This window comes from Wolbachia endosymbiont of Anopheles demeilloni, from assembly GCF_018491735.2.
Classification (GTDB): Bacteria; Pseudomonadota; Alphaproteobacteria; order Rickettsiales; family Anaplasmataceae; genus Wolbachia.
Genome location: NZ_CP084694.1, coordinates 733,534 through 746,287, shown reverse-complemented (window position 1 = coordinate 746,287; position 12,754 = coordinate 733,534). Strand labels below are relative to the sequence as shown.

9 protein-coding genes and 1 pseudogene are annotated in these 12,754 nt (G+C 34.1%); 4 read left to right on the top strand and 6 right to left on the bottom strand.

Features of this window, described 5'->3' with window-relative positions; genetic code table 11:
- Positions 1-2 precede the first annotated feature (2 nt).
- Positions 3-3,476 (top strand): annotated as a pseudogene (locus tag JSQ73_RS06780) (ankyrin repeat domain-containing protein).
- A gap of 280 nt (positions 3,477-3,756) precedes the next feature.
- On the top strand, positions 3,757-4,926 hold the full coding sequence (locus tag JSQ73_RS03930) for a hypothetical protein (RefSeq protein ID WP_214249677.1): 1,170 nt from the start codon (positions 3,757-3,759) through the stop codon (positions 4,924-4,926).
- Positions 4,927-4,950: 24 nt separating this feature from the next.
- Here the strand turns inward: JSQ73_RS03930 and thyX are convergent, their stop codons facing one another.
- The 4 genes from thyX to acpP all read right to left on the bottom strand — a co-directional run bounded on the left by thyX (position 4,951) and on the right by acpP (position 8,830).
- On the bottom strand, positions 4,951-5,784 hold the full coding sequence (gene thyX, locus JSQ73_RS03925; RefSeq protein ID WP_214249676.1) for an FAD-dependent thymidylate synthase: 834 nt from the start codon (positions 5,782-5,784) through the stop codon (positions 4,951-4,953).
- Positions 5,777-7,063, bottom strand: a complete 1,287-nt coding sequence (murA, locus tag JSQ73_RS03920) for a UDP-N-acetylglucosamine 1-carboxyvinyltransferase (protein WP_214249675.1) — start codon at positions 7,061-7,063, stop codon at positions 5,777-5,779. The genes thyX and murA overlap by 8 nt, the downstream gene beginning before the upstream one ends.
- A 228-nt stretch (positions 7,064-7,291) precedes the next feature.
- A complete protein-coding gene (gene fabF, locus JSQ73_RS03915) occupies positions 7,292-8,563 on the bottom strand; it encodes a beta-ketoacyl-ACP synthase II (protein ID WP_214249674.1) in 1,272 nt (423 codons plus the stop codon).
- Positions 8,564-8,569: 6 nt separating this feature from the next.
- Positions 8,570-8,830, bottom strand: coding sequence for an acyl carrier protein (gene acpP / locus JSQ73_RS03910; protein WP_211907517.1), 261 nt, complete (start codon positions 8,828-8,830; stop codon positions 8,570-8,572).
- 127 nt (positions 8,831-8,957) lie between these two features.
- Here acpP and JSQ73_RS03905 point away from each other — a divergent pair, with 127 nt between their 5' ends.
- Both JSQ73_RS03905 and JSQ73_RS03900 read left to right on the top strand, forming a co-directional pair.
- Entirely contained in the window at positions 8,958-9,740 is a 783-nt protein-coding gene (locus tag JSQ73_RS03905; protein WP_214249673.1) for a polyprenyl synthetase family protein, read from the top strand.
- Positions 9,733-10,605, top strand: a complete 873-nt coding sequence (locus JSQ73_RS03900) for an FKBP-type peptidyl-prolyl cis-trans isomerase (RefSeq protein WP_214249672.1) — start codon at positions 9,733-9,735, stop codon at positions 10,603-10,605. Before JSQ73_RS03905 ends, JSQ73_RS03900 begins: the two co-directional genes overlap by 8 nt.
- Before the next feature lie 70 nt (positions 10,606-10,675).
- On the opposite strand, the gene hslU is transcribed toward JSQ73_RS03900, so the two are convergent.
- Positions 10,676-12,127, bottom strand: a complete 1,452-nt coding sequence (gene hslU, locus JSQ73_RS03895; RefSeq protein WP_214249671.1) for an ATP-dependent protease ATPase subunit HslU — start codon at positions 12,125-12,127, stop codon at positions 10,676-10,678.
- A gap of 1 nt (position 12,128) precedes the next feature.
- Positions 12,129-12,683: an ATP-dependent protease subunit HslV gene (gene hslV / locus JSQ73_RS03890; protein WP_010406442.1), complete on the bottom strand. Its 555-nt coding sequence runs from the start codon at positions 12,681-12,683 to the stop codon at positions 12,129-12,131.
- Positions 12,684-12,754 lie beyond the last annotated feature (71 nt).

The window sequence follows — 12,754 nt, the reverse complement described above, 5'->3', positions numbered from 1 at the left end:
ATATGAAATTTAAAATAAATTCTGAATATGATAAATCACAAACTTTGATTAAAAAATTATTTCCAAATAAAGAAAGTATAGTAATAAACGATCAGCTTACAATAGAAGTAAAATATGGGGGATTAGCTAGTTATACCCCTGAGTATATAAAACAAACTGTAAAAGATGCTTACGGAGCCTGGTCTGATAATTTTTATTCACAAAAAAGCGTTCATTCTGGTCCAGTAAAATTGCAGCTTTATGTGCTGAAAAATTACGATGATTACAAAGCTCACATCAAGGAATTTTCAGGTGGTAAGGACCATAGAGAATTATGGAGTGGTGGAACAGTAAGAGCACACGAAGCTGACGGCACGATAGCAAAGACTTTTATTGTTGGAGATGTAAATGGCTTACTTTGTGCAAAATCTAAAATTTTAATGGAAAAAATGAGCGATGCATTTCTTGAGTACTCTACCGGTAATATGGATACAGTACCTGAAGTTTTACGTACCGGTATGAAGCTTTTCATGTGGAGCTATGATGCAGCTAAAAAAGAAAGCACTCGCGATATGCATTATACAAAAGAAGCATACAATAAAATTCATGAATCTGGGCATGATACACCATATAAAATAGCAAGTATGTCTAACGAATATAGAATATCAGATTGCTTAGTGACATTCCTACAAGAAAAACATCCTCAATTCATAAAGCAATTGCTTACTGAGATGTCCTTCGATAGAGTAGAAGCGATATCAAAATTCAAGCATCTTTTGAATAACTCAGAAGTTGAAAAAGAATTTAAGCAGTGGATGGATGTAAAAAGTGGCGATAAAATTGTGGCAGATCTTGTGCCAGATAGTGAAGTTATGACTTTCGGCGAACACAAGCTTCAAATAAATATAAAATATGATGATGAGGAATTAACTCAGAGCAAATTGAGTAGTGTAAAAAATGCCATTGAGAGTACTATAAAAGATTTTGGTTCAGCATTTGGCATTAATAATTCTCAGCCTTGGCACAACATACCAAATAAAGTTAATGTTTTCGTATTTAATACAAAGAGTGACTACGAAAATTATCTTAAGGAGTTGAACGTTAACTATAAAGGCGCTTCTGGCTTAACAGTTCAAGGGCGTGGCTCAGAAATTCATGTTTATTTTTATTTGCAGGACCAATTCAATGACTCATATTAAACTTTAAAACACGAAATGGGGTACGCTTTAACTATTATTAACTCCTATTATGGTACAGGTGATGTCTTATCTAAGGCCATGCATGAAGGGGTTGCTAACTATATGGCAAGTTTGGAAGATGGTCGGAATGTCAATGATCACGGAGATAAAGAGGCCTTGATTGCAATAAAGAATAAAGATCTCAAACCAGATGAAATATTGCGCAATAATATTAGCAATAACAAAGGAGAACATTATCATTCGGATGCTGAACAAGTGATCAAATTTCTTGAAGATAAACACCCAGATATGATTGATAATTTGCTCAAGAGCCTTTCTAAATCTGGTGCAAATAGGTCTCAAGGTAATAAATTATTTGAGGATTTTTTGACTGAGCTGAAAGGTTATGATCAAGAATTTAAACAATGGGTTAAGGCTGAGCTGAGTGGTGAACAACATATGGAATATAATGTTGTTGAATCTAACAGTGTTGAAAGTTCAACAAGCCAACAAAGTGCAGGAAAGGGTCTATATGGTTATAGCCCAGTACATAATGTAAGTGGTGATAAAACCAAGATAGAATCTAAATCAAGTGTCAGTAGAGAAGATTCTATGCAACCTGCTAAAAAAGCGAGTGAATACGAACAAGGAAAAGCTGTTACAACAAAAGTTATGAAGTATAATAAACAGCCTTTCTTAAAGGTGAATATTGATGACAATAATGTAGAATATACTATAGGAAAAGTAAACGAGATAAATAAGGTAACAGGTGCGACTAGTTTACATTTTGCTGCTTCATTGGGAGATTTAAGCAAAGTAGCAACGCTACTAAAACACAATTCATATATTGATACAAGAGACCATAATGGACAAACACCACTACATTATGCCATTCAGTCAGGAAATACGGGAGTAGCAAAATATCTTATTGATCATGGAGCAAATCTTAATGTTCATGACAATTATTATCAGAAAACTAATACTAAATATGTGTATTATAAGACACCTTTACACTATGCTATTGAGTCTGGAAATATAGAGATAGCTAAATACTTAATAGATCTTGGTGCAAATCTTAATATTCAAGATGCTTATTCCAAAACGTCATTATACAGTGCTATTTATTCAGGTAATACAGAAATAGTGAAGTATCTATTAGATCATAACGCAGATCCTAATAGTAAAAGTTATTATACTTTTCCGTTACTTGCTGCTATTAAGCTAGGGAATGCGGAAATAGTTAAGAGTTTAATTGAGCATGGCGCAGATCTTGGTATCAAGAACACGTCAGCTCAAACACTACTGCACTATGCAATTGAGCTAAAATATACGGAAATTGCTAAATACTTAATAGATCATGGTATAGATGTTGATATCCGTGATATTAGCTCTGGTAAATCTCCACTACATTTTGCCATGCACATGAAAAATATGGAAGTAGTTAAATATCTCATAGAGCATAATGCGGATATTGATATTCAGTATAGCTACGGCTTAACACCTTTGCATCTTGCTGTTGATCTTGGGAATAAGAAGATGATAGAGCAGTTAGTTGAAAAAGGTGCGAGTATTAATGCTCAGGATAATGATGGTTAGACACCTTTAGTTCATGCAGTGAGGCATGGAAAGTTAGATACAATAGAATATCTAATAAAAAACAAAGCTGACGTTGACGTTGTAGGTAAAGATGGCAGGACACTTGTTGAACATGCTGAGTTATGGGCAGAAGAGAAAGGACTAGCAAGAGATGTAATAGATAGCAAAGGCGATAATGATTCTTATTATCGTGAGCTTTCAAAAGAAGCTGCAACTTGGGAAAAAGCTGGAAAGGATATGCTTAGCTATCTCAAAAAAATTACTATGCAAGAAGAAGAATCTAACTATATAGACCAAATGCCAGCAGATCAACCTGCGAGTGAAGAAAGGAGTAAAAGATCGATAAGAGGAGACGAAGAGAAGCAAGAGGAAACAATTGTTATAGATAATGTGAAAGAAGAATCACAATATCCTTTAAAAATCAAAGTGGGTGAGGCTGTTGAAATAGGGAAATATAAGGTAGAACTGCAAGTTACGTATGATGATATAAGAAATTTTTATGACACTATACGTGGTAAATATCATGATGGTAGTGGATACAATTATGAGCAAGTAATGGTTTTGTACAATGAAATTGTTAGGCCAGCATCACAGCATCATGATGAACCATTTACTCTTGCTGAGTCCTATATTGCAGATGGGCATCTATTTATTAAAAATCAAGATTTTGGAATTTTGAATGATTTTAATGAGATGTTCTATAAAAGTGATGAGTTTATGTAACATAAAAGGTGGATGAGAATTAATTGATATAAGGAATTAGATCTTCTATTTTCATTCCAGCGTTTCCTTCTCCTGTCATCCCAGTGCTTCGACACTGGGATCCAGTTTTTCATATAATCTCATCACAAACGTTTATTTTAATTTAAGACCAATACCTAATTTAGAATCAAAATTCCTGGATTCCAGTGTCAGCTACTTGCATGACACCACCTATTATGTAATTTACTTTTTATATAATAAATATTATTAAGATATATAGTTAATATCTTAATAACTATATATGCCAAAATATGTTAATCGCATTGCTGAATCTATTGTATTAAAAGTCTATACTGACAAGAAAAACGCTAAAATTAGAGTGTTTTCTAAAATTAAAGATGGAGAAGTTGAAAAAACACTTTCAAAACAGCAAATTGTAGAATTTTTAAACCTATTAACTAATATAAGGAATCAAGGAAATAAAGAACTTGCTATCAGTAAAAATGTAGAACGTGGTATCGTTGAAGATATAGAAGGTATACGTAGAGAAAATGGTAGATATGTATATAAGGCGTCAGATTTATCAGCTAAAGAACAATATAATAAATTATTTGAAAGTGAGAAAGCTATTCAATTTAATTTGAATACTTTTATGTCAGATAGTATATCTAAAATTGTACAATTAAAAGATAGATTTGAAGAAATTTTAGGTTTTTCTCTCGAAAGAGGGTTATGTCACTCATTAAATTACTTTATTACTTTTCTAAAATTAGAGAATAGGCAAGATTTTGTTGGATTTCTCGAGTCTGATAATATTATATCTGAACAAGATTTTATGAATTATATTGATGGAAGAAAAGAACAAACGATTAAGTTATTGATGATGAAGTTTTTATCGCAATTTTTACCTATTCTTGATGTTCAGAGCATTAAAAAGCGAGAAGGAGATCCATTTTATTCTGATGAGGTAATATATGAGCAATTATATGATAATTTATTTTCAACAAAAGTATGGATCGATACTGAGCAAGAACAAATCAAACGTGTCTTAAATGATGTGGAGATAGGATGCTACTTAGAATTTAATTCTTTTTGTTTTACTTATAATAGAGCAGATGTCAAGGGTGCTGGACATTCTATGTTGGTGTATAAAGAAGAGAATGATAAATACATATTTTTTGACTCTAATAAAGGAGTGGTTGGCTTTTGTCCTGATACAGGAGCTGCCAATTTTACATTAGAGGAAGTTTGTAGGGTAATGGAACTTGCTGTAAACCGTTATTCATATGATATGTATATTGAAAATTTTGCAGATTATTGCCAAGTTTATATTATGCTTAGAAATGTAACACTAATGTTAAAGAAAGCCGAAAAGCTTTACGAAACAATGGAAAGAATAAATTCAAAAATAATTGATATATCAGTTGATAAAGGTATGAATAAATTGTTGCTCACACCTGCAAGTCTGTGAAAGGACATAACTTGATCTTTTTGGCTATTTACCAAGTATAGACATCAGCTCATTCCATTCTCTTTTACCAATGCCACTTTCTTCTCTCGTAACATTTTCTCCTTTTATTAGCTTGCGAATTATTTCAAGAGCAGTTTTTGAAATGCAGGCTGATTTTAGCGAGTATTCAACAAAAGCATTATAGGCCAGCGGGACCCATTTCTTCACTATGTCCAACATAACTTCTGCATAAACTCTAATTTCATATTGGGCGTGCTGATCAGCTCTAAGCCTTAAAAAGTGAAGAAGGTTGTGTAAATCTATTTTCCAATAAAACTGAGTATAGTAATTAAGTGTTAGATTAGTTCGGGCAATTTCCCTTGCAAGGCCCTGTTCAATAAATTTCTCATAATGAGAATATACTAAATTAGAATCATTTATTAGAGAATCTATTATTTCTTTTGAAGTACTTGAGTCAAAAGCTTCACCGCTGCCTTGTTTATTATTATCAGATTGTTTTGCAACCTGTTTTGGTATATAAAATTCATTATCAAGTATCGAATACCTTCCGGAATATTCATTCACATTTGCAGTTCTATGTCTTATCCACTGTCTTGCAATAAAAATTGGAAGTTTCACGTGAAACTTAATTTCACACATTTCAAATGGAGTTGTATGATGATTTCTCATCAAATATTTCATAAGCGCCTCATCTTGATTTATCTGTTTCGTTCCCTTTCCATAAGAAACGCGAGCAGCTTGAACTATTGCGCTATCAGAGCCCATATAATCAATTACTCGAACAAATCCATGATCTAACACCTTATGTTCTTCGTATAGAATTTCATCTATCTCTTTTACTGTAGTTCGCTTATTCATAACATGTCCTCAAGGAAATATCGGCTCCACACGAATTGAGTTTTTCGTCCATCGCTTCATAGCCTCTCCATAAATGATGTGAGTTATTTATTGTAGTTTCTCCTTTAGCTACCAAAGAAGCGAGAATTAAAGCTGCTGTTGACCTTAAGTCATTAGCATGAAGATTAGCTCCAGATAGGCTCTTTGTTCCACTTATAGTAGCTTTACTTTTTTCGATGCTGATATTAGCGCCTAGTTTTCTTAGCTCATTTGCATGTGCAAATCTACTTTCAAAAATGTTCTCTTCAATGATTGATATTCCATCTGCAATGCACATTGCAGACATTAGTTGTGGTTGCATATCACTGGGAAAGTTGGGATATGGATTTGTTGCAACGTGAGCAGATTTAATAGAGCCATTTTTTCTAGAAATAATAATACCATCATCATGTAACTCAACTCTGGTTCCTATAGTCTTCAATTCATTTGCAATACATTCTATATAAGACAAACTTACTCCTTCTAACTTTAGCTCGCCGTCGGTAATGACAGCAGCCAAAGCATAAGTACCGGCCTCTATGCGATCTGGTATTATTTTATGCTCACACCCATTTAATGCTTCAACACCTTCTATTGTGATTTTTATATTATTAACTTCAATATTGGCACCCATAATCTTCAGAAACTCTATTAAATCAAGAACTTCCGGCTCGATTGCAGCATTGTTTATTATTGTTACTCCCTCTGCAAGTGTTGCTGCCATTATTATATTTTCTGTTGCACCAACACTCACTTTTTCAAATGTTATTTCTTTGCCTTGCAATTTCCCCTTTGTTGTTGCAGTTATATTACAGCTATCAATTTCAATTTTAGCTCCCATTGCTTCAAGTGCCTTAATATGAATGTCAACAGGACGTTTTCCAATATTACATCCACCAGGAAATACTGTTGAAACTCTACCAAATCTGCTGAGCATTGGACCTAGCATTAAAAAAGATGCTCGCAGTATGCTTGCAATTTCATGTGATATTAAATAGTTATTGATATTGCTACAGTCAATTTCTAAAGTGTGATTTGCTTTATAGTCTTTATTGCATATAAAATTTACTTCTGCACCAAGACTCTTAAGCAGCTCAGACATTAAATGCACGTCAATTAAATCAGGTACGTTATGCAAAGTTATTGAAGAATTACTAAACAAGCTTGCCGCCATTATTGGCAAGACTGCATTCTTTGAACCATTAATTTTGATTTTTCCAATCAAGGGCTTATGGTTATTTCTTACTAATATTTTATGCATTTAATCAAGCGATAGAACTTATCAAGTAAGTATAATAGGTTAGCGGTAAAAGGCAAAATTTTGCTTTTTCTTCTTCTGTCATTCGAGTAGTTGACACTGGGATCCATTTCTTCATCATCATCAAAATGTTATATTTCAACATTACTTTTATGCTGACCAATTTAACTGGATTCTAGTTTCAGCTACTCGAATAACATTTTCGTAGTCGATTCAAAATAGCATAATTAACTACAGCTTTCCAAAGATGAGAGACGCGTTGGTACCACCAAAACCAAATGAATTAGAAAGCGCATATTGAATTTTATGCTCTTGAGCTTTAAGTGGTACAAAATTTAAATCACACCCTTCTGAAGGTTTGTGTAGGTTTAAAGTTGGTGGAACAATTCCATTGTTTAATGCAAGGATACTAAATATTGCTTCAACACTTCCTGCGGCACCAAGTAAATGTCCTATAGAAGATTTAGTCGAGGAAACAGGTATTTTATAGGCATAGTCACCGAATAACTGCTTCATTGCTATTACTTCAACTTTATCCCCAAGTGTTGTTGAAGTCCCATGTGCATTGATATACCCAATTTGACTTGGGCTTACTTGTGCACTCCTTAAAGCAAGTTCCATTGCCTTAAGTGCGCCTCTTCCTTCTGGATGTGGTGCTGTGATGTGGTACGCATCTCCTGTTAACCCATATCCAGTGAGTTCTGCATATATTTTTGCTTCCCTTTTTTTTGCATGTTCATATTCTTCCAGAACTAATATACCTGCCCCTTCGCCCATGACAAATCCATCGCGTTCTTCGTCCCATGGCCTTGAGGCCTCTTCAGGATTATCATTGAATTTAGTTGATAGCGCCTTCATTGATGCAAAACCTGCAATTCCAACTCTGCATAACGCACTTTCTGCTCCGCCTGCAATCATAATGTCAGCTTCACCGAGTTTTATAGCTCTTGCTGAGTTTATAATCGCATGCGCACCTGTTGCACATGCAGTTACCGCTGAGTCATTTGGACCTATAAATTCGTATTTAATAGAAATATGACCAGATATCAAATTTATTAGACTTGCAGGAACAAAAAATGGGCTAACACGTCTAGGACCCTTCTCCTGCATGGTAATTACATTTTTCTGAATTGATGGAAGACCACCTATACCAGAACCAATAGCTACACCTATTCGCTCTTTATTAATATTTTTATTTTCCAAAATTAGTGAATCTTCTACTGCCTGAACAGCTGCTGCAATTCCGTAGTGAATAAAACGATCTGTTCTTTTAAGGTCTTTTTCAAAAATATAATCTGGTGGATTAAAATAATGCTCAATGTTATCGGATTGCACAGGCACCTGTCCTGCAACCTGGCAAGCAAGATCAGAAGAGTCGAACCTATCTGTATTAATTGCTTTTATGCCAGATTTACCTTCTTTCAGCTTTGACCAGGTGTTATTAACATCTGCTGCTAGTGGAGTAATTAAGCCAACACCGGTAACTACTACTCTTCTGCTCATTCAACATCAATTGTTTGCTTTGTTTACTATATATTCAACTATCTGTTCCATAGTTTCCATTTTTTGCGCATCTTCATCAGGAATCTCTATACCAAACTCTTCTTCAGCTGCCATAATTATTTCAACTGCATCTAAACTATCTGTGCCATGGTCTGAAAGCTTTGAAGAACTACCAAATCCCTCTACATCCTTACTGATGTGCTCTAGTATAATCTTCTTTACTTTTTCTTCTATATCTTCCCTAGTGCTTTTTGCCAATTCGCTCATTTCTTACTAAAAAATAACCTATTCTCTGATGTTATAAGAAATTTTGATGTTTGCAATAGCTTTTATGATTATATAAACTATTAAAAACTTCCTATCTCTTAGCACTAGATAGTTAATAAATTAAAAAATGCTAGACGAAACAACAAAAAATTTGCTTGTTGTAGAAGTGAATAAGCTCTTACCTAAAAATAGCGAGAATAGACTTATATCAGCTATGCGTTATGTGCTTCTTGCTCCTGCAAAACATATACGTTCTTTTTTAGTTATAGCATCTTCGTCGATATTCAACATAAAGGTTGAAAAAGCAATAACAGCAGCAGCAGCAATTGAATTTATTCATGCTTACTCCCTAATTCACGATGATCTGCCATGTATGGATAACAGTGACACCCGCAGAGGCCAGCCAAGCTGCCACAAAAAATTTGGTGAAGCAACATCAGTACTGGCCGGAGATGCATTACTTACACTGGCTTTTGAGGTATTATCTTTGTTAAATTGTGAGATCATAAAAGTGCTCTCTCAAGCAATAGGAATGAAGGGAATGGTGGGAGGGCAGATTTTAGATATAGGTGCAGATTTTGACAAAATAAAAGAAATTCATTTGATGAAAACTGCAAAACTATTTGCAGCTTCATGTGAAATAGGGGCTATAATAGGAGGCGCTACAGACAAGGAGCGGGAAGCATTATATAACTATGGAATAAATCTAGGGCTTATTTTTCAATCCAAGGATGATATCGAAGATTATGAGCAAGATAAAACAAACAATTTAATGTCCGTGCTTGGCAAAAATGAAATGGAAAACTATATAGATAGTCTCTTTAAACAGGCCTCAGATAATTTAAGTACGCTTTCAGGGGATACTAATGACTTATATGATTTATTGAATCAAGTAAAAAAAGATGGTTAGAAAAATTATATTACAAATGTTTATCTCTGTAGTAATGATTCTCGCTTTAGCTTCTGCTTTTATAATTACGATTGTTTATATAAACAAAGATAAACCAGAGAAAAGGGAAAAGCTTTACGAAATAAATGCTACACATGGTGGTTTGACACAGATGATAGCAAGTTATTTGGTCAGGCCGATACTTGAATCAGCTCTTGATCGTTATATTGAAAAGCATGGGTTAGCAGAATACTTAGAAGAAATAACACAGCAAAAAGAAGAAGAGATGATAAACTTTTATGAAATTACTGAAGGCAGTGGCAGTAAAGTTTTCTGTGGCCAAGAAGTTCTGCTACAAATGTACAAAGTTTCCAACAACCTAGCAACGCTACTTCCGACTGATGTCAATTTGAAAATAGGTCAGGATTACTTAAAAGAAGTGAGTTTAGGGGTAATAGGTATGAAAGAAGGCGGAAAGCGTGTAGTTACTATTGCTGCTGATGACAATAAAATGAGTTTTAACTCTTATTACATCAAATTGATTGAAGTAAAAGATAAATATCCCGATTCAGTAAATAACCTGATGATTTTTAATGACTTAATTAACAAAACTGGAAAACGAGTAAAATGTGGCGATGAGATATCAGTTCAATATAGCATAAAGAGACATAATGGTGAGTATATAATCAAAGATCAAATAGTGCAGTTTAAGGTTGGTGACAAAAAAATACCACTTGCTATAGAACTTGGAGTTTTGGGAATGAGAGTTGGTAATAAAAGAACAGTTCTTTCTCCACCTGATCTTTTAACTGATGTGTTAACAAAAGGCATAGATTGTGATATTGCAATAATTGATTTAAGCTTGAATTCTACTATTGAAAAATAGCTTAAAGAATTACGAAGTAAGAAAAAATAAAACCTCTTGAATGCTCTATATTACTTAAAGTAGGCTTCCTCTAAAGGATAAATTTAGATAAATCAAGCTGCTTTGAAATTGACTCTAGTTTATCTCTTACATATTTGCTATCTATAACAAATTTTTCACTATTTTTTTCAGAAGCGATAAAACTTATTTCATCCAAAAGCTTCTCCATGACAGTATGAAGTCTTCTTGCACCTATATTTTCCACTTCTCTATTAACTGTAAATGCTATTTCAGCTATAGTCTCTATGCCATCATCAGTAAACTCAAGTATTACATTTTCCGTTTTCATTAACGCTATATACTGTTTTAACAAACTAGATTCTGGTTCCTTTAATATTTTTATTAGATCCTCTTGAGTAAGCGCCTTAAGTTCCACTCTAATTGGCAATCTACCCTGTAATTCTGGTAAAAGATCAGATGGCTTAGATAAATGAAAAGCACCAGATGCAATAAATAATATATAGTCTGTTTTTACGGAGCCATACTTAGTTGAAACAGTTGTTCCCTCAAGTAATGGTAACAGATCGCGCTGCACTCCTTCTCTGTTGACTTCACCTTTTATTTCTGTACGTGCTGCAATTTTATCTATTTCATCTAAAAACACTATGCCTTCATTGCTAACAAGATCAATCGCTTCTTTGATTATCTTGTTTTCATCCATTAACCTTTCGCTTTCTTCATTAATCAATATTTCACGTGCTTCTTTCACTTTAACTGTAATAGTTTTTGTTTTTTTGCTCCCATTAAACATCTTGCCCACGATTTCTGTTACGTTCATCACACCAATTTGCCCACCTGGCATGCCAGGTATATCAAAAGTGGGTAACATACCCTTGCTCTCCCTGACGTTAATAGAAACTTCTCCATCTTCAAATTCCTTATTTCTCAGTCTTTCTCTGAAAACTTTTTTGCTTTCCTCGGTTGCATCTTCACCAACCATGGAGTTGACTATTATCTTTTCAGCCAAACCTAAAGCTTTTTTAGTTAAGGCTTTACGTGCTTTTTCCTTAACTAAAACTATTGCTGCGTCAACTAAATCACGTATTATCGAGTCAACATCACGTCCAACATATCCTATTTCAGTAAATTTCGTTGCTTCAACTTTTATAAAAGGTGCACCAGCAAGCTTTGCTAAACGGCGAGCTATTTCAGTTTTACCAACTCCCGTATGGCCTATCATGAGTATATTCTTAGGTATAATCTCTTCACGTAGTGGAAGTGGGACTTTATTTCGACGCCAACGATTTCTGAGTGCAATAGCAACAGCGCGCTTTGCATAATTCTGCCCGATTATAAATCTGTCTAATTCTTTAACTATCTTCTGTGGTGGTAGATCATCTAACAAAGCTTGTGAGCTTTGAATACTGCTACTTCCTGTACCTTCATTTTCATAGAGGCTATTTTTCTCATTACAGTCATCATTATTATCAAATTGACCTACTACAGATTGACTAGAAAAATTAGCACACAAAGTTCTTGACATATTACTCCTCTATTTTTTCGATAATTAGATTATGGTTTGTATAAACACATATATCGGCAGCTATCTTCATAGCCTTTTTTGCAATCTCCTCTATTGATATTCCTTCAACGTCAATCAAAGCTTTTGCTGCAGATAAAGCAAAATTTCCTCCAGAGCCAATGGCTGCAATGCCATCTTCAGGTTCAAGAACATCACCCGTTCCTGTAATGACTAATGAAATGGATTTGTCTGCCACGATCATCATAGCTTCTAATTTTCTTAGATATTTATCCATTCTCCAGTCTTTTGCAAGTTCAACACATGCCCTCATTAACTGTCCTGGGTGCTTATCAAGTTTAGATTCTAGCCTTTCGAAGAGAGTAAATGCATCAGCTGTTGCTCCAGCAAAACCGGCAATTACGGAATCACCAGAAAGACGCCTAACTTTTTTTGCTCCAGATTTTATAACGGTATGGCCTAGCGAGACTTGCCCATCACCTATTACTACTACATTTTTGTCTCTTCTAATTGACAGTATAGTAGTACCATACATTTTACTGCTGTCATGATGAATCATTTTTTTGTTATTTTAATTCGTTATATTATATTAAGATTATAACTTATAATATAGTACTTTTCTTATAACAT

What these genes read in the sequence shown, in the direction of transcription:
- JSQ73_RS03900 (WP_214249672.1), top strand. Translation starts at nt 9,733, where the DNA reads ATGGTTAGAAAAATTATATTACAAATGTTTATCTCTGTAGTAATGATT.
- hslV (WP_010406442.1), bottom strand. Translation starts at nt 12,683, where the DNA reads ATGATTCATCATGACAGCAGTAAAATGTATGGTACTACTATACTGTCA.
- JSQ73_RS03930 (WP_214249677.1), top strand. Translation starts at nt 3,757, where the DNA reads ATGCCAAAATATGTTAATCGCATTGCTGAATCTATTGTATTAAAAGTC.
- thyX (WP_214249676.1), bottom strand. Translation starts at nt 5,784, where the DNA reads ATGAATAAGCGAACTACAGTAAAAGAGATAGATGAAATTCTATACGAA.
- JSQ73_RS03905 (WP_214249673.1), top strand. Translation starts at nt 8,958, where the DNA reads ATGCTAGACGAAACAACAAAAAATTTGCTTGTTGTAGAAGTGAATAAG.
- murA (WP_214249675.1), bottom strand. Translation starts at nt 7,063, where the DNA reads ATGCATAAAATATTAGTAAGAAATAACCATAAGCCCTTGATTGGAAAA.
- fabF (WP_214249674.1), bottom strand. Translation starts at nt 8,563, where the DNA reads ATGAGCAGAAGAGTAGTAGTTACCGGTGTTGGCTTAATTACTCCACTA.
- acpP (WP_211907517.1), bottom strand. Translation starts at nt 8,830, where the DNA reads ATGAGCGAATTGGCAAAAAGCACTAGGGAAGATATAGAAGAAAAAGTA.
- hslU (WP_214249671.1), bottom strand. Translation starts at nt 12,127, where the DNA reads ATGTCAAGAACTTTGTGTGCTAATTTTTCTAGTCAATCTGTAGTAGGT.